The sequence below is a fragment of the Rhodopseudomonas parapalustris genome (assembly GCF_053772255.1).
Genome location: NZ_JAMKBZ010000028.1, coordinates 17,367 through 35,750 on the forward strand (window position 1 = coordinate 17,367; position 18,384 = coordinate 35,750).

General features: G+C 65.8%; 13 protein-coding genes and 1 riboswitch. Of the genes, 10 read left to right on the plus strand and 3 right to left on the minus strand.

Annotation, left to right across the window (positions count from 1 at the left end):
• Nucleotides 1–112 precede the first annotated feature (112 nt).
• From M9H71_RS20095 to M9H71_RS20120, 6 genes are all read left to right on the plus strand, one after another.
• A complete protein-coding gene (locus M9H71_RS20095; RefSeq protein WP_455406685.1) occupies nt 113–1,339 on the plus strand; it encodes an NADP-dependent isocitrate dehydrogenase in 1,227 nt (408 codons plus the stop codon).
• Nucleotides 1,340–1,472: 133 nt separating this feature from the next.
• Entirely contained in the window at nt 1,473–1,805 is a 333-nt protein-coding gene (locus M9H71_RS20100) for a YnfA family protein (RefSeq protein ID WP_119019004.1), read from the plus strand.
• A 148-nt stretch (nt 1,806–1,953) separates the two neighbouring features.
• Complete coding sequence (locus M9H71_RS20105; protein ID WP_455406686.1) at nt 1,954–2,814, plus strand: helix-turn-helix transcriptional regulator; 861 nt, start codon at nt 1,954–1,956, stop codon at nt 2,812–2,814.
• A 227-nt stretch (nt 2,815–3,041) separates the two neighbouring features.
• On the plus strand, nt 3,042–5,264 hold the full coding sequence (locus M9H71_RS20110; protein WP_455406687.1) for a TonB-dependent siderophore receptor: 2,223 nt from the start codon (nt 3,042–3,044) through the stop codon (nt 5,262–5,264).
• Between the two features lie 29 nt (nt 5,265–5,293).
• Nucleotides 5,294–5,809, plus strand: coding sequence for a hypothetical protein (locus M9H71_RS20115; protein ID WP_455406688.1), 516 nt, complete (start codon nt 5,294–5,296; stop codon nt 5,807–5,809).
• A 2-nt stretch (nt 5,810–5,811) separates the two neighbouring features.
• The gene (locus M9H71_RS20120) at nt 5,812–6,924 is read left to right on the plus strand and encodes a PepSY-associated TM helix domain-containing protein (protein WP_455406689.1); all 1,113 of its coding nucleotides are present in this window, start codon (nt 5,812–5,814) and stop codon (nt 6,922–6,924) included.
• A 29-nt stretch (nt 6,925–6,953) separates the two neighbouring features.
• Here the strand turns inward: M9H71_RS20120 and ybaL are convergent, their stop codons facing one another.
• Nucleotides 6,954–8,711, minus strand: a complete 1,758-nt coding sequence (gene ybaL / locus M9H71_RS20125) for a YbaL family putative K(+) efflux transporter (RefSeq protein ID WP_455406690.1) — start codon at nt 8,709–8,711, stop codon at nt 6,954–6,956.
• Nucleotides 8,712–8,876: 165 nt separating this feature from the next.
• Between ybaL and M9H71_RS20130 the strand changes: the two genes are divergently transcribed.
• A complete protein-coding gene (locus M9H71_RS20130; RefSeq protein WP_455406691.1) occupies nt 8,877–10,652 on the plus strand; it encodes a cation:proton antiporter domain-containing protein in 1,776 nt (591 codons plus the stop codon).
• 226 nt (nt 10,653–10,878) lie between these two features.
• A complete protein-coding gene (locus M9H71_RS20135) occupies nt 10,879–12,837 on the plus strand; it encodes an AI-2E family transporter (RefSeq protein WP_455406692.1) in 1,959 nt (652 codons plus the stop codon).
• A 91-nt stretch (nt 12,838–12,928) separates the two neighbouring features.
• Here M9H71_RS20135 and M9H71_RS20140 read toward each other — a convergent pair whose 3' ends face one another.
• Both M9H71_RS20140 and alaS read right to left on the minus strand, forming a co-directional pair.
• Nucleotides 12,929–13,690 (minus strand): N-acetyltransferase family protein, encoded by a 762-nt coding sequence (locus M9H71_RS20140; RefSeq protein ID WP_455406693.1) that lies wholly within the window; start codon nt 13,688–13,690, stop codon nt 12,929–12,931.
• A gap of 2 nt (nt 13,691–13,692) precedes the next feature.
• Nucleotides 13,693–16,362: an alanine--tRNA ligase gene (gene alaS / locus M9H71_RS20145; RefSeq protein ID WP_455406694.1), complete on the minus strand. Its 2,670-nt coding sequence runs from the start codon at nt 16,360–16,362 to the stop codon at nt 13,693–13,695.
• A gap of 228 nt (nt 16,363–16,590) precedes the next feature.
• A riboswitch (glycine riboswitch) is annotated at nt 16,591–16,695 on the plus strand.
• A gap of 133 nt (nt 16,696–16,828) precedes the next feature.
• Between alaS and gcvT the strand changes: the two genes are divergently transcribed.
• Together gcvT and gcvH are read left to right on the plus strand one after the other, a co-directional pair.
• Nucleotides 16,829–17,977, plus strand: a complete 1,149-nt coding sequence (gene gcvT, locus M9H71_RS20150; protein WP_455406695.1) for a glycine cleavage system aminomethyltransferase GcvT — start codon at nt 16,829–16,831, stop codon at nt 17,975–17,977.
• A 9-nt stretch (nt 17,978–17,986) separates the two neighbouring features.
• Entirely contained in the window at nt 17,987–18,352 is a 366-nt protein-coding gene (gene gcvH / locus M9H71_RS20155) for a glycine cleavage system protein GcvH (RefSeq protein ID WP_455406696.1), read from the plus strand.
• Nucleotides 18,353–18,384 lie beyond the last annotated feature (32 nt).

The window sequence follows — 18,384 nt, forward strand, 5'->3', positions numbered from 1 at the left end:
ATTGCTTCCCCAATCGCCTTTCGGCCCGTCCGGCGCGGTGCTATAGCGGGCGCGGCTTTAGTCCAATTCCCGCCCCTTTGAAGCGCAGAATCACAAGAAGGCCCGATCCCGCATGGCGAAAATCAAGGTGAAAAATCCCGTCGTGGAACTCGACGGTGACGAGATGACCAGGATCATCTGGCAGATGATCAAGGACAAGCTCATCACCCCGTTCCTTGATGTCGAGCTGATGTATTTCGACCTCGGGATGGAGCACCGCGACAAGACCGACGATCAGGTCACCATCGATGCGGCCAACGCCATCAAGCAGGTCGGCGTCGGCGTGAAGTGCGCCACCATCACCCCGGACGAAGCGCGGGTGAAGGAGTTCGACCTCAAGAGCATGTGGAAGTCGCCGAACGGCACCATCCGCAACATCCTCGGCGGCGTGATCTTCCGCGAGCCGATCATCTGCAAGAACGTGCCGCGGCTGGTGCCGGGCTGGACCAAGCCGATCGTGATCGGCCGCCACGCCTACGGCGATCAGTACCGCGCGACCGACATCAAGTTCCCCGGCCCGGGCACGCTGACAATGAAGTTCGTCGGCGAAGACGGCTCGGTGATCGAGCGCGAAGTGTTCAAGGCGCCCGGCGCCGGTGTCGCGATGTCGATGTACAACCTCGACGAGTCGATCAAGGACTTCGCCCGCGCCTCGCTGAACTACGGCCTGATGCGCAACTACCCGGTCTACCTGTCGACCAAGAACACCATCATGAAAGTCTATGATGGGCGCTTCAAGGACATCTTCCAGGAGATCTTCGACGCCGAGTTCAAGAAGGAATACGACGCCAAGGGTCTGACCTACGAGCACCGGCTGATCGACGACATGGTCGCTTCGGCGCTGAAGTGGTCGGGCGGCTACGTCTGGGCCTGTAAGAACTACGACGGCGACGTGCAGTCCGACACCGTGGCGCAGGGCTACGGCTCGCTCGGCCTGATGACCTCGGTGCTGATGACGCCGGACGGCAAGACGGTGGAAGCCGAAGCCGCGCACGGCACCGTCACCCGCCACTATCGCGAACACCAGAAGGGCAAGGCGACCTCGACCAACTCGATCGCCTCGATCTTCGCCTGGACCCGCGGCCTGGCGCATCGCGCCAAGCTCGACAGCAACGAAGAGCTGGCCCGCTTCTCCGACCTGCTCGAGAAGGTCTGCGTCGAAACCGTCGAAGCCGGCGCGATGACCAAGGACCTCGCGCTTCTGGTCGGCGCCGACCAGCGCTGGCTGTCGACCGAGGGCTTCCTCGACAAGGTCGCGCAGAACCTGCACAAGGCGATGAGCGAGACCAAGGCCGCCTGATCGGGCGCAGCGACTGAATACGCGAAAGGCGCGGGGCCCTGCTCCCCGCGCCTTTTTCGTTGGCGGCGCGGCTCGTCTATGGTTCGGCGCGGCGATCAATATGCCGATTCATCGAAAGCCACGGCTCACGCTCATGACTTCATTGCTGACCTTCTGCGCCGCCGCGCTGATGGAGATCACCGGGTGCTTCGCGTTCTGGGCGTGGCTGCGGCTCGACAAGTCGCCGCTGTGGCTGATCCCCGGCATGCTTGCGCTGGCGCTGTTCGCTTACCTGCTGACGCTGGCCGACAGCCCGCTCGCCGGTCGCGCCTATGCGGCCTATGGCGGCATCTACATCGCCAGCGCGCTGCTGTGGGGCTGGGCGATCGAAGGCAACCGCCCCGACCAGTGGGACGTCATCGGCGCCGCGATCTGCCTGGTCGGCATGAGCGTTATCCTGTTCGGACCGCGCACACTGCCAGCGTGAGCGATCCGACTGCGGAACCAGAACGGGCGGACGGCAGACCATTGGTGCTGAACCATCTCGGTCACTTTTGAGATGTTCTCGACTCGTCCCTGCGGCGTCCCGGTGCCGTGGCCGGGCTTCGGTGTCATAGTGTGGCTCATTGTCACCAGTGGTGTTCAACGGCGGAAGCATGACTTTGGAGCACAGGTGGACGGGCGCAATCTCACAGATCGATCTGGCCAGCGGCGTTCTGCAACAACCGGATGGTGATTGGGTCGACGAGCAGTTGCATCACGGCACCAAGGTGGTCGTTGTCCTGCGCGGTGCGATGCGGGCGCAGATCGACGGCTGCGGGGGCGAATTCAGTATCGCCGGCCCCACGGTCTGTGTGATCCGAGCGCCGGCCGATGCCTCCGGTCGCCAGATGATAACGGCCGACGAGCCGTTGCATTACGTGATGGTCAAGGCTGCCTTTGAGCCCGGCAGCGAGGCCGACCGCGAACGGGATCCGTTGGCGCCGCTGTTCTGCACCGATCGACCGAGCCTGCAACACATCGAGGCGCCGCGCGCACTGCAGGCGCTGTGCACGCAGCTCGAGGTGTGCCCGTTTGTCGGCGCGGCGCGGGATCTGTTCCTGTCCGCCAAGGCGATCGAGATCCTCGCTTTGGCATGCGACGCGGTCGACACCAACTCCGCGATCGAGACGCTGCGGCCTTCGCTCGGCGATGTCGAGCGCTTGAAAAAAGCCCGCGCCATCCTTCTGGAACGGCTCGGAGCTCCGCCGAATTTGCCGGCCCTGGCGGCAGCGGTGGGAATGAACACCCGGAAGCTGACGGACGGTTTCCAGGCGGCGTTCGGAACCACTGTGAACGACTTCCTGCAGGATGCCCGCTTGAACGAAGCTTACCGGCTACTGTCGAGCGGCGCCACCAACGTCTCGGAGGCCGCGCATCGCGTCGGCTACACGCCCGCTTACTTCTCGGCGGTGTTCCGAAAGCGCTTCGGGATTTCTCCGCGCGATCTGCTGTAATTCCGCTCTGCGACCGTTCGGCCGCGCCGCGATCGTAGAACGTTTGTAATCGTAAGAAATCGTCCGGATATCAAAAGTCCGGCGGCTTGTCGCATTCCTCGCAGTCACGCTTCTGTGCCGCGTCCTGGAGGAATAACACGATGACGACACAGCCGCGTTCCGCCGAACTAACTTCTTCACGCCAGCAAGCGCTGCGGCGCAGCCGCAGATACGCAGCGACGCTGCCGATGAGTGCATTGCTGTTGATGGGTGCGGTGGCCGACGATGCGCGGGCTCAGGCTGCGGGAACTGCGCCCTCCTCCCCGGCCGCGAGCGCGCTGCCTGCCGTGGTCGTCAGTGCCCCGAAGCAGAGCAAGCCGAAACGGAGGGCTACACCGCCGACCGTAACCGCCGCCCCCGCAGCGCCTCCCCGCCCGACCTCGCGGGCGACAACCGCGCGCGACGCCGACGGGTCGGGATTCGTCGCCCGGACCAGCACGACAGGAACCAAGACCAATACGCCGCTGATCGAAACGCCGCAGTCGATTTCGGTGATCAACCGCCAGCAGATGGATGCACAGAACGTGCAGTCGGTGACCGACGCCCTGCGCTACTCGGCCGGCGTTGTCGCGACAACACCGGCGATCTCGCAGCGCTTCGACACGTTCAGCATTCGCGGCTTCGATGCCAGCAGCAGCGGAATCCTGCGCGACGGCCTGCGCGGCACCACCGCCCAAGCCTGGCCCAAGACCGAGCCTTACGGTCTCGAACGCGTCGAGGTGCTGCGCGGGCCGAGCTCGGTGCTGTATGGCCAGAACGCACCGGGCGGCCTGATCAACCTCATCACCAAGCGACCGCTCGACAAGCCTTTCCACGAAGTGATGCTGCAGGGCGGCAGCTTCGACCGGCTGCAGGGGCAGTTCGATCTCAGCGGCCCGATCGACAAGGACGGCCAGTTTCTCTACCGGCTGACCGGACTGGCTCGCGACAGCAATACGCAATTCAAGGCGATCCCGGACGACAAGGTGTTCATCGCGCCGGCATTCACCTGGCGGCCGGATATCGACACCACGCTGACCATCCTGATCGACTACAGCCACGAGAAGTTCGGGCCGCCGCGCCCGTACATTCCGATCCAGGGCACGCTGCTTCCGAACAAGAACGGGCAATTGCCGCGCAACCAGTTCCTTGACCAGCCCGGTCTCGACAACGATCGCACGCAATATTCGGCCGGCTATCTGTTCGAGCGCAATCTCGACGACACCTTCACGATGCGGTCGAATTTCCGCTACGGCCACGTCGACCTTTTGACCAACACCGCGTCGGGCATGAGTCTTGCGGCCGACCAGCGGACACTCAATCGCGCGCTGTATCAATTCCGCATCGTTGGCGACACCTACGCGTCCGACAATCAGATCCAGGCCGACTGGTGGATGGGCTCGACGCAGTTCGTGTCGCTGGCCGGCGTCGACTATCGCCGTTCGACCGAGGATTACTACCTCAACAGCGGCCGCGCTCCATCGATCGACATTTTCAATCCAGTCTACAACCAGCCGATCGGTGCGGCGACCACGGCGAGCGCCTCGACCTGGCAGACCTCCGACCAGATCGGCATCTATGGCCAGCAGCAGATCAAGTTCGACGGACGTTGGGTACTGAGCTTCGGCGGGCGGCAGGACTGGTCGAACACCGCCACGGATAACCGCCTGAAGCGCTCGACCGCGACGCAAGACGACAAGGCGTTCACCTACCGGACAGGGCTCGTCTATCTCAGCGACGTCGGCCTCGCGCCCTATATCGGCTATTCGACCTCGTTCAGCCCGGTGCTCGGGACCGACTTCTACGGCCAGCCCTACAAGCCGACCATCGGACGGCAAGCGGAGATCGGCATCAAGTACCAGCCGGCCGGGGCGAGCAGCTTCGTCACCATGTCGGTGTTCGATCTCTATCAGGAAAACGTGCAGACCACTGATCCGAACAATTCGCTCAATCGTCTTCAAGTCGGAGAGGTGCGTTCCCGCGGGTTCGAGCTTCAGGGCGTCGCCAATCCGATCGCAGGCCTGAATCTCGTGGCCTCTTATACCCACGCCGAACTGACCGTGACCAAGAGCAACACCGCAGCCGAGCTCGGCAACCGTCCGACCGGGCTGCCTGCGGACACCGCGTCACTGTGGGGCGACTACACGTTCCAGAGCGGCCCGCTGGCCGGCTTCGGCGCTGGCCTCGGCACGCGCTATGTGGGCGAGAGCTTCGCGGATTCCGCCAACACTATCGGCGTGCCGTCCTATGTGCTGTTCGACGCCGCGCTTCACTACGATCTCGGCAAGCTTCATCGCGATCTGAAGGGGATGCGTCTCGCCGTCAACGCGACCAACCTCACCAACAAGCAGTACTATGTGAGCTGCTCGGCCACGAGCTGCAACGCCGGCTTCGACCGCTCGGTCATCGCCAGCCTTCGCTACCGGTGGTGAGCCATTCAGGAGACCAAACGATGCGCTTCATGACACACCTGACCCGGGCCGCGATCGTCGCGGTGTGGGCGTCGACGATGCCCTGCCTCGCTTCGGCGCACGAGCTAAGACCCGGCCTGACGCAAACCGCCGTCGCCTATCGCGGTGAACATCGTTGGGCGTGGCTGTCAGAGGACGGCGAGACCGGCACGTTGCGCCTCGGCTTCACCGCGCTGCCGAGCGGTGACTATCTGGTCGCCGGATCGTTGGTGCTCGACGACGCCGAACTGGGAGCCAGCGGCTCCGCCCGGTGGCGGGGCGACCGCCTGATCGTCGACCTGATGGTGAGCGGCGGGGTGCGCGCACAGGCGCCCGACGAAGCCAAGCAGCGGCTGTTCGCGAAAGGTGACGTGCCAAAGCAGATCGATTCGGCCGGCTTTGCCAGCTTCCGTGCTGAACTGTCGACGACGCTCGACGGCGTCACCCAGCAATATCAGACCAACGTGCTCACCGGCGGCAAGGTGCAGGGGCCGATCTATCGTAACGGCACGTTGAAGCTACTGTAGCAGTGACGAAGCGCCCCGATCACGCCGTGCGGCGGCCGTCGGCTCGCCGCATCTGGCGTGCGCTGCATCTTTCGCTTGCGCTCACCGTCGGTGCCGGCCTCGCCTTGATCGGCGCGAGCGGCGCGCTGCTGGTGCTGAAAGAGCCGCTGGTCGCCCTCGAAGTCGGACGCGAGATCGTCAAGCCGCCGCGCATCGCGGGGCGGCCGGACGCCACTGCGGACCGGTGGATCGAGCGAACGAGAGAGCGCTATCCCGAGCTGAAGGTGATCGGAGCCAACGCGCCGGGCGCGGGATTCCTGCCCGGCGACGCGGCGATCGTATTCGGTCGCCTGCCGCCGGGCGATCTTGGCGTGGTGTTCGTACATCCTCAGAGCGGCGAGCCGCTCGGACTGTTCGCGTTCGATCGATCGTGGTTCGCAGCGGTGGTGAATCTGCATCGCCGGTTGCTGCTGCCAAGTTCGCTGGGCGCCGACGTGGTCGGTTGGTGCGGCATCGGCCTCGCGGCATCGCTGCTGTCAGGCGCGTATCTGTGGCGGCCGCGGCAGCGAAAATGGTGGCGATCATTCTGGATTAACACATCCGCCTCCGGGCGGCGAAGCCTGATCGAATGGCATGGCGTGTCGGCCGCGTATCTGCTGGCGCCCATGCTCGTGCTGGCGGCCACCGGAGTGACTCTTACCAAACCGGAGTGGCTGGGACTGCCCGGGCCAGCACCGGCCAAGCCGACGGCCCAGGCAATCGCTCCGGCCTGTGCGGCCGGCGCGGACATTAACGCCGCATTGGCAGCCGTGGCGCAGACGCATCGTAGCGCCCACATCGTCGGCGTCGTCCTGCCACGAGGGCCGGCCGGCGCGTATCAGATCAGGTTGCGTTCACCGACATCGATCCGCAACGACCTGACTGTGGAGGTCAGAACGGGATGCACCACGCCTCTGGTGGAGACCGTTGAGGCGGACTCCGCCCTCCGGCGCGACTGGCTGAACCCGCTGCACACCGATATGCGGCTCGGCATGCTCGGACAAGCGGTCGTTTTCCTGTGTGGCATCGCGCTTCCGGTTCTGTATGCGACCGGGCTTTGGTTGTGGATAGGACGGCGGCGCAAGCGCGCCGGCTGAGGCGCCTTGCGGATGCACGGCCGTCTGGATCAAGCCGCCGCGCCGGCCGAAGCCGGGGCGGTGGAGCTGCTGATCGGACTGCCGCCAGCGCCTGCGTCGCCGCTGCCGGCCTCGACGCCGAGCCTTGCGATCATCGCGCGGGCGATTTCGTCTTCGCCCATGATCACCAGGTTGGCGCCGTTGCTCCTCAGATGCGTCACTTCCTCGGTGGAGTGTGCGCGGGCGATGATCAACAGGCCGGGATTGACCGCGCGCGCCTTCGAGATGATCTGGCCACCTTCGAACGCGTTGGGGATCGCCACCAACAGACCGTGAGCCTGAGCGATCTCGGCTGCATCGAGGATTTCCTGGGCGGCGGCGTTGCCGTTGATCGCCACGAAGCCCTCGCGCTGCAGCCGAGCCACCCGCTCGTCGTCGTTCTCGATCACCACCACGTCGGCACCTATTCGGCGCAGCACCGCGCTGACATTCGAGCCGACCCGGCCGTGGCCGACCAGAACGACATGGCCGCGCGGCTGCGCCGGCGCCGCGGCGGCTGCAGCCTCCTTGGCCGCCTGCTTGGCGGCTTCGGCAGCCGCCGCGACCTTGGCGCTGACGCGGTCGAGCAGCACGAACATCAACGGATTGAGCATGATCGAGATGATCGCGCCGGCAAGCACCAGATCGCGGCCACGCTCCGGCATCAACCCGAGCGCGACGCCGAGCCCGGCGAGGATGAAGGAGAACTCGCCGATCTGCGCCAGCGAGGCGGAAATCGTCAGCGCCGTCATGTTGGGATGGCCGAACAGCCGCACGATCAGGAACGCCGCGATCGATTTGCCGAACACGATGATCAGCACGGTGACGAGCAGCGGCAGCGGCTCGCGGACCACGATCGCCGGATCGACCAGCATGCCGACGGAAACGAAGAACAGCACCGCGAAGGCGTCGCGCAGCGGCAGCGTCTCGTTGGCGGCGCGCTGGCTCAGCTCGGACTCCGACAGGATCATGCCGGCGAAGAACGCCCCCAGCGCGAACGAGACGTCGAACAGCACCGCGGCGCCGAACGCGACGCCGAGCGAGATCGCCAACACCGCGAGCCGAAACAGTTCGCGCGAGCCGGTGTGCGCCACGTAGTGCAGCATCCAAGGGATGATGCGGCGGCCGACCACCAGCATGAAAACCATGAAGGCGAACACCTTGCCGAGCGTCAGCGCCACCGGCCACAGCACCGTCTCCCAGCTGGCGGTGGTGGCCTCGCCCTTGAGCAGCCCCGCGACCGCCGGCAGCAGCACCAGCGTCAGCACCATGGCGATGTCTTCGACGATCAGCCAGCCGACCGCGATCCGGCCGCGCTCGCTGTCGACCAGGCGGCGCTCCTGCAGCGCGCGGAGCAGCACCACGGTGCTCGCGACCGACAGCGCCAGACCGAACACCAGGCCGGCGCCGAACGGCCAGCCGAGCGCATGACCCAGCCCGGCGCCGAGCACGGTCGCGGCTCCGATCTGCACCACCGCGCCGGGAATCGCGATCGCCCGGACTTCGAGCAGATCCTTCAGCGAGAAATGCAGTCCGACGCCGAACATCAGCAGAATGACGCCGATCTCGGCGAGTTCGTTGGCGAGACTTTGGTCGGCCACATAGCCCGGCGTGAACGGACCGATCACCACGCCGGCGAGCAGATAACCGACCAGCGGCGAGATCTTCAGCCGCTGCGCCACGACACCGAGAGCGAATGCCAGCACCAAACCGGCCACGATGGTGGAAATCAGGGGTGTATTGTGCTCCATCGTCCTGTTGTGCGGCATGAAGCCGCGACTTTCCACCCGAATGAAGGCTACCGATCGCCGCAGTGCACGCGGCACAAAGAAACCAGAGTTGGGCCGGAACTCGAATCGCGGTGTATTGCCGCAGCTTGCGACGGACGCGCGGGAGACCGCCGCATCCAGCTACCGCATGTGGGTTGAGGAACGATGTCAGTCGAGAACGATGTTGGAGTATACCGCGAAGCCCTGGTGTTTCTCGGGACTGCAGGCGTCCTGATCCCGGTGATGACCCGGTTTCGCGTCAGTCCGGTGCTCGGCTTTCTGGTCGCCGGGCTGGTGCTCGGCCCGCACGGCCTCGGCCGGATCGGAGCCGATCTTCCGGTACTCAGTTACATCGCAATTACTTCGCAAGACGCGGTCGACCGCCTTGCCGAACTCGGCGTCGCGTTTCTGCTGTTCACGATCGGCCTGGAATTGTCGTTCGACCGGCTGTGGACGATGCGGCGCCTGGTGTTCGGCCTCGGCATGTCGCAGGTGGTGCTGACGACCGCTGCGATCAGCGGCATCGCTCTGGCGTTCGGTAACACGGTGGAGTCCAGTCTGGTGATCGGCGCCTGTCTGGCGCTGTCCTCGACCGCGATCGTGCTGCAGCTCCTCGCCGAGCAGAAGCGACTCGCCACCATCGCCGGCCGTAGCATCTTCGCGGTGCTGCTGGCGCAGGATCTGGCGGTGGTGCCGATCCTGTTTCTGATCGTGGTGTTCGGCAAGGCCGGCGCGGCGGCAGGTGACGCGTCGATCGGGGCCGGCCAGGTCTGGTTCGGTCTGCTGATGGCGCTGGTGCAGGCGGCCGCCGCGATCCTGCTGATCATCGGCTTCGGCCGGCTGGTGCTGCGGCGGCTGTTCCGGCTGGTGGCCTCGACCAACAACCGCGAATTGTTCATGGCGACGATCCTGTTCGTGGTGGTCGGCACCTCGCTGGTCACCCACGTCGCCGGGCTGTCGATGGCACTCGGCGCGTTCCTCGCCGGCCTGGTGCTGGCCGAGACCGAATTCCGCCGCCAGGTCGAGGTCGACATCGAGCCGTTCAAGGGCATGCTGCTCGGGCTGTTTTTCATCTCGGTCGGCATGCGGATCGATCTGGCGGAAGTCGCGCGCTATCCGGTGATGGTCGCCACCTCGGTGATCGGCATGACGGCGTTGAAGGCGGTGGTGATCGCGGGCCTCACCTGGATGTTCCGGCTGTCGCGGCCGGTGATCGCCGAGGCCAGCCTGCTGCTCGCCGGCGGCGGCGAATTCGCCTTCCTCGTCCTGGGCCTCGCCAGTTCGAGCGGCCTTGTCACCCGCGAGGTCGAACAGTTCATGCTGCTGGTGTCGTCCGGCACGATGATGCTGACGCCGTATCTGGCGCGGCTCAGCCGCAAGGCCAGTGCGCGGGCGCGCAGCGCGGTGGCGGTCGAGGCCGGCCACACCGATCCCCGCCCCGGCGACACGCCGCTGATCATCCTGGTCGGCTACGGCCGGGTCGGCCGCATCGTCGGCGAGATCCTGACCAAGCAGGGCAAGCCGTTCATCGGCATCGATGTCGACGCCGAGGCGGTGGCGCGGGCGCGCAAGGCCGGCGCCGATGTGGTCTATGGCGACGCCAGCCAGCGCGCGTTCCTGCGCAAATGCGGCCTCGGCGACACGCCGGCGATGGTGGTGACGATGCACGACGCCGCCGCGGCCGAGCACGTCGTCGCCGCCGCCCGCGCCGAACGCGCCGACCTGCCGATCATCGTCCGCGCCCGCGACGCCGACCATGCGGCGCGACTGTTCCAGCTCGGCGCCACCGACGTGATCCGCGAAGTGCTGGAAGCCAGCTTCGAGATCGCCAGTTCCGTGCTGCAGACTCTCGGCATCCCGGCCGGGAAAGTGATCGCCGCCATCCACGACGAACGCGACACCAGGAAGAAGCAGGTCCGCGAAGGCGTTGCGGCGGATTGAGGGCGTAGCTCCGCAAAAACCTACATCTCTCGCGCCACGTCGGTATCTCCGCGCTCTCCTACCATTCAGACCCGCGCTGAACGACGGCACGGAACAGATCACCGCGACCGAACTTATCGGTTGATGCGGTCAGTCTGCCTCGTGTCTCGAGCAGCGTTCGCAGCTTCGAAGTCAGCTGATCGGCCTCCCCCGTCCGATCTCCATTGCGATCGAAAGCCTCGACCTGATGAAGCTGGGCAAAGCCCAATCCCTGGAAGACGTCGCCGGTCTGGTCGGCGCCTGCGCGGTCACGATCCTGGCCGTCATCATCATCTTGGCGCTGTATGTCGGCCGAGAGGTGTTCGTCCCGGTCGCCCTGGCGATCCTGCTGAGCTTCGTGCTGGCTCGCCCGGTCAACTTCCTGCAGTCGCTGCGGGTGCCGCGGGCAATCGCGGCGATCACCACCGTTCTTTTCGCCTTCGCGGTGATCTTCGCGCTCGGCAGCCTGATCGCGACGCAGCTGTCGCGACTGGCCGACGACCTGCCGCAGTACCAATCCACGATCCAATCCAAGATCACCTCGCTGCGCGGCGTGACCGGCGGTTCCACGACGCTCGAACGCGCCGAGGGGATGCTGCAGAATCTCAGCAAAGAACTGAACAAACCGAAGAACGCGCCCGCGCCGTCGCTGAGCAATCCGCCGACGTCGTCGTCGAGACCGGTCACCCCCGTTCCGGTCGAAGTCCTGCAACCCGACCCGGGGACCTTGGCGAACTTGCGATCTCTGATCGCGCCGCTGATCTCGCCGCTGGCGACGACCGGCATCATCGTGATCTTCGTCATCTTCATCCTGTTGCAGCGGGAGGACCTGCGCAATCGGCTGATCCGGCTCGCCGGCACGCGCGATCTGCAGCGCACGACCGCGGCGCTGGATGATGCCGCCAGCCGGCTGAGCCGCTTGTTCCTCAATCAGCTGCTGATCAACTCCGGCTTCGGCGTGCTGATTGGCACCGGGTTGTGGATCATCGGCGTGCCGAGCCCGGCGCTGTGGGGCATTCTCGCCGCGGTGCTGCGCTTCGTGCCGTATATCGGATCGATCATCTCAGCGGCCTTCCCACTGACCCTGGCGGTCGCGGTCGATCCCGGCTGGACAATGCTGGTGTGGACGGCGATCCTGTTCTTCGTGATCGAACCGGCGATCGCCCATGTCGTCGAGCCGATGGTGTACGGCCGTAGCACCGGGCTCTCGCCGGTCGCCGTGGTGATCTCGGCGACGTTCTGGACCGCGCTGTGGGGCCCGATCGGCCTCGTTCTTGCCACGCCGCTGACGGTGTGTCTCGTCGTGCTGGGACGGCACGTCGAGCGGTTGGCGTTTCTCGACGTAATGTTCGGTGATCGGCCGGCGCTGTCGCCGCCGGAGATCTTCTATCAGCGCATGCTAGCCGGCGACCCGGCCGAAGCGGCCGAGAAGGCCGAGCAGTTTCTCAAAGAACGGTCGCTGTCGTCGTATTACGACGACGTCGCACTGAAAGGCCTGCAACTCGCCCAGGCCGACCTCGATCGCGACGCACTCGACGCCGTGCGCCTGACGCGGATCAAGGAGACGGTGCAGGAGTTCACCGAGGACCTCACGGACGAAATCGATCAGGCGCCGGACGGCGACGAAGCCACCACCGACGCCGAGGCAGCTGCCGCAGTCGAAGTGGCGCCGGTCGATCACGCCGACGACGACATCGCAGTGCTGAAGCCGGCTGATCTCAAGCCTGGATGGCAAGGCGCCGCGCCGGTGATGTGCATCGGCGGACGGTCGCAATTGGACGAAGCCGCGGCGCTGATGCTGGCGCATTTGTGCCGCGTGCACGGCATCGGCGCCCGTGTCGAGCCATCGAGCGCGCTGTCCACCAAGAACATCTTTGGCCTCGACGTCTCGAACGTCGCTCTGATCTGCCTGTCGTATCTCGAGGCGTCGAACACGACCCATATCCGCTACGCCGTCCGCCGCCTGCGCCGCAAGGCGCCGCACGCCAAGATCATCGTCGCCTTGTGGTCGGCGGAGACTCCGCAACTGGCCGATACCAACGAATCCGCGCAGGCCGACGCGACGGTACTGACGCTGCGGGACGCCGTGAAATTCTGCGTCGAAGAGGCGATCATTGAGCCGCCGCCGCAGACGATCGAAATGCCGGTGATCAGCGAGGCTGTGTAGAAGCGTAGCGGACAAACTTCGTACCGCGAATGTCCGCGTCCGTCATTCCGGGGTGTACGTAACGCGAACCCGGAATGACGGGGTAAGGCTGTTAGTTTTGCGCCGTCCGGCGATAGTGATAGCGATACAGCTCCAGGTCGAAGCTCAGGCTCGCATACAGCGCGCGGCCCGCTTTGTTGTCGGCAACGACTTGCAGGCAAGCGCCGGTGGCGCCTTGGGCGGCGGCCCAGGCCAGCAGCGCGATCATCAGGCGCCTGCCGAGACCGTGGCCGCGTAGCGCTTCATCGACCACCACCGACTCGATCACCACCAGACTGCTGTGCAGCATGCCGTAGGCGGTGGCGACGATGCGGCCGTCCCGGCGAAGCGCGAAGAAGCCAGTCGGCAGCGCGATCGCATCGACGACGCGGGCATAGACGGCCGCGTGCGACGGCGACTGCCCCTGCAGCCGCGCGATCGCGGCCAGCCATTCGGCGTCGGCGCGTGGAGCAACGGTGACATCGGGTATTGCGTCGGCAAAGCTCTCGCGCGTCAGGCTGCGATACAGCGTGCGGGCCTCACCCTCGCACCCGAAGCCGCGCTGATCGAGTTCGCGATTGAGCTCCGCGGCCCCTGCGAGCAGCGACGGCACGCGCACGATCAGCGGAAGGCCGTGGTGACGATACAACGCGTCGAAGCCATCCAACTGCGGCGCAATCAACTCGGCGCGGTCGTGCAGCGGATTGACCGAGTTGGCGCGCCGCGACACGCCCTCGCCGAACCTCAACAGCCAGTCGCCGTCGACCGCGCTGCGCAACGCCGGCCAGGCATTGAGACAGGCCTGCTCGACCCGCCACGCGAGCGCATCGGACATGCTTATCCGCCGATGGCGGCCGCGATCGCGTCGAGTGCGGCGGCTGCCTTGGAGCCGTCGGGACCGCCGGCCTGAGCCATGTCGGGCTTGCCGCCGCCCCCCTTGCCGCCGAGCACTTCAGACGCCTTGCGGACCAGATCGACAGCGGAGAACCGCGACACCAGATCGGGCGTGACGCCGACCACGATCGAGCCCTTGCCGTCTTCGCTGGTCGCCACCAGTGCGATCACGCCGGAGCCGATCTGCTTCTTGCCCTGATCGACGAGGCCCTTGAGATCCTTGATCTCGATGCCCTCGACCGCGCGCGCCATCAGCTTGATGCCGCCGATGTCGCGGACGTCGGACGCAGCGCCGTCTCCGGACGCACTGCCGCCCATCGCCAGCTTCTTGCGCGCCTCGGAGAGTTCGCGCTCCAGCTTCTTGCGTTCGTCCATCAGCGCGGTGATACGCGATGGCATGTCGTCCAGCGTGGTCCGCAGCTCGGCGGCGGCGAGCTTCGCCGTGGCGATCGCCGCATTGGCGCTCTGCCGCGCGTAGCGCCCGGTGAGCGCCTCGATGCGGCGGACGCCGGCCGCGACCGCGCTCTCCGCGGTGATCGACACCAGGCCGATGTCGCCGGTGCGCTTCACATGGGTGCCGCCGCACAGTTCCACCGACCAGCCGAGGGCGTTGGAGCCGTGCTCGCGCGCCGCCTTGCCCATCGACACCACGCGGACTTCGTCGCCGTATTTCTCGCCGAACAGCGCGCGGGCGCCGGCTTCGCGGGCATCGTCGACCGCCATCAGGCGAGTAGTCACCTCGCCGTTCTCCAGCACGATGTCGTTGGCGATGTCTTCGACCTTGCGCAGTTCCTCGGTGCTGATCGGCTTCTGATGCACGAAGTCGAAACGCAGCCGGTCGGGCGCGACCATCGACCCCTTCTGGGCGATGTGATCGCCGAGCACCTGGCGCAGCGCCTCGTGCAAGAGATGTGTCGCCGAGTGATTGGCGCGGATCGCCGAACGGCGGGCGTGATCGACATCGAGCGCCAGCGCGTCGCCGAGCTTGATGCTGCCCTGCTCGACGGTGCCGAAATGCACGAACAGATCGCCGGCCTTCTTCAGCGTGTCGGTGACGACGAAGCGGACGCCGTCGGCGCTGAGCACGCCGGTGTCACCGACCTGACCGCCGGACTCGGCGTAGAACGGCGTCTGGTTCATCACGATCGCAGCCGCATCGCCCGCCTTCAGCGCATCGACCTCGGCGCCGTCCTTGACCAGCGCGGTCACCACACCCTCGGCAGTCTCGGTGTCGTAGCCGAGGAACTCGGTGGCGCCGAACTTCTCACGCAGCGAAAACCACACCGCCTCGGTCGCAGCCTCGCCCGAACCCGCCCATGACGCACGCGCCTTGGCGCGCTGCCGATCCATCGCGTCGGTGAAGGAGGCGATATCGACATTAATACCGCGGTTGCGCAGCGCGTCCTGGGTCAGGTCGAGCGGAAAGCCATAGGTGTCGTACAGCGTGAACGCGGTCTCGCCGTCGAACATGTCGCCCTTCTTCAGGCCGGCGCTCTTCTCGTCGAGGATCGCGAGGCCACGGTCGAGCGTCTTGCGGAAGCGGGTCTCTTCGAGCCGCATCGTCTCTTCGATCATCGCCTCGGCGCGGACCAGCTCTGGATAGGCCTGGCCCATCTCGCGCACCAGCGCCCACACCAGCCGCCACATCAGCGGCTCGCTGGCGCCGAGCAACTGCGCGTGGCGCATCGCGCGGCGCATGATCCGGCGCAACACATAGCCGCGGCCTTCGTTCGACGGCAGCACGCCGTCGGCAATCAGGAACGACGACGAACGCAGGTGGTCGGCGATGACGCGGAACGAGGCGGCGTCCTGTTCGGTCGGGCCACGGCCGAGCGCTGACGAAGTCGCGTCGATCAGGCTGCGGAACAGGTCGGTGTCGAACACGCTGTCGACGCCCTGGAGGATGGAGGCCATCCGCTCCAGGCCCATGCCGGTGTCGATCGACGGGCGCGGCAGCGGCACGCGCTCGTCCTTCGTCACCTGATCGTATTGCATGAACACCAGATTCCAGAATTCCAGGAATCGGTCGCCATCTTCATCGGGGCTGCCGGGCGGGCCGCCGAAAATATGCTCGCCGCGATCGATGAAGATCTCCGAGCACGGGCCGCACGGGCCGGTGTCGCCCATCGCCCAGAAATTGTCGGAGGTCGGGATGCGGATGATGCGGTCGTCGGAGAAACCGGCGATCTTCTTCCAGTAGCCGGCCGCCTCGTCGTCGGTGTGATAGACGGTGACCAGCAGCTTGTCCTTCTTCAGGCCGAAGTCGCGGGTGATCAGGTTCCAGGCCAGCTCGATCGCGCGCTCTTTGAAATAATCGCCGAACGAAAAATTACCGAGCATCTCGAAGAAAGTGAGATGCCGCGCGGTGTAGCCGACATTGTCGAGGTCGTTGTGCTTACCGCCGGCGCGCACGCATTTCTGCGAGGTGGTGGCGCGCTGGTAAGAGCGCTTCTCCAGCCCGGTGAACACGTTCTTGAACTGCACCATGCCGGCATTGGTGAACATCAAGGTCGGATCGTTCCGCGGCACCAGCGGCGACGACGACACGATCTCGTGGCCGTTCTTGGCGAAGTAGTTCAGAAACGTAGACCGAATTTCGTTAACGCCGCTCATGTTCGTCCAATCACCCGGAATGCCCGCGAAACGCCCGCCGAACCCACCTCTTCCGGTGTCATGCCTTTTAGACGCGGGGGCGCGCGCTGTCTAGAAAGTGGGCATGGATTCAGGTGTTTGCCAGCCGGGGAGCCCCACCCAGCGGGCGTTTACGAAGACCCGTTGATAGCTCACCTAGCCGCGTTGACAGCCTTGCTGCGGCCGTGTTTGTGTCCTACCTACCTAAGACTAAGTCGCGTCGGGAGAGATCGGCCCAATCCTTCAGTGAAGGGGGCCGGCGCCGAAGGAGCAACCGCCCCGGAAACTCTCAGGCAAACGGACCGCGCGGCCAACTGACATCTGGAAAGTGACCCTGCCGGGCGATCCCGGGACGGGTCCGCCGACGGGATAATGCTCTCAGGCACAGCGACAGATGGGGCTCGAATGGTGACGAGAAATCGGTCTCGGGAACCTTGGGAGCCTGAACATGCTGGCGGGTGACGACACCCAATCCTTGAAACGCACGCCGCTCTACGCGCTGCATCTGGCACGCGGCGGCAAAATGGTGCCCTTCGCCGGCTACGACATGCCGGTGCAATACGCGCCTGGCGTGCTGAAAGAACATCTTCACACGCGCAGCGCGGCAGGCCTGTTCGACGTCTCGCATATGGGCCAGATCGAGCTGCGGGCGAAGTCCGGCAAGCTCGAAGACGCGGCGCGGGCGCTGGAAACACTGATCCCGCAGGACATCGTGGCGCTGCCGCCCGGTCGCCAGCGCTACGCGCAGTTCACCAATGAATCCGGCGGGATACTCGACGACCTGATGGTCACCAATCTCGGCGACCGGCTGTTTCTGGTGGTCAACGCCGCCTGCAAAGCCGAGGACGAAGCGCATTTGCGGGCGCATCTGTCGGACGCCTGCGAGATGACTGCGCTGACCGATCGCGCGCTGATCGCGCTGCAGGGCCCGAAGGCGGAAGCCGCGCTGGCGAAATTCTGTGCAGACGTCACCAAGCTGAAATTCATGGACGTGGCCGAGCTCACGCTCGACGGCCTGTCCTGCATCGTGTCGCGCTCCGGCTATACCGGCGAGGACGGTTTCGAGATCTCGGTGCCGGCGGACGGCGCTGAAAAGCTGGCAACCGCGCTGCTCGACAACCCCGACGTGCTGCCGATCGGGCTCGGGGCGCGCGACAGCCTGCGGCTGGAAGCCGGGCTGTGCCTGTATGGCCACGACATCGACACGGCGACGACGCCGGTCGAAGCGGCGCTGAACTGGTCGATCCAGAAGAGCCGCCGCAGCGGCGGCGCCCGTCCCGGCGGCTTCCCGGGTGCATCGGAGATTCTCGGCCAGCTCGATGGCGGCACCACGCGGCTGCGCGTCGGCCTGCGGCCTGAAGGTCGCGCCCCGGTGCGCGAGAACGCGCCGCTGTTCGAGGCCACCGATTCGACCGCGCCGGTCGGCACCGTCACCTCCGGCGGCTTCGGGCCGAGCCTAAACGCGCCGGTGGCGATGGGCTACCTGCCGGCCGCGCTGGCTGCGCGCGATACCGTCGTTTTTGCCGAAGTACGCGGCCAGCGCCTACCGCTGCGCGTCACGGCGATGCCGTTCGTTCCGAACACTTACAAGCGCTGAGGACTCGTCATGACCACGCTCTACACCCCCGATCACGAATGGCTGAAGATCGAGGGGGACGTCGCCACGATCGGCATCACCAACTACGCGCAGGAACAGCTCGGCGACGTGGTGTTCGTCGAGCTGCCCAAGGTCAGCCGCGCTGTGAAGAAAGCGGAAGCCGTCGCTGTGGTCGAATCGGTCAAGGCCGCGTCCGACGTCTACGCGCCGATCTCCGGCGAAGTGGTCGAGATCAACGAGACCCTCGGCACCGAGCCCGGCCTGGTGAATTCCGACGCCGGCGGCGCCGCGTGGTTCTTCAAACTGAAGATCGCCGACAAAGCCGAACTCGACGGCCTGATGGACGAGGCCGCCTACAAGGCCCACACGGCCTGACGGGCCGACCGTTCGCGTGAATTCGTCATTGC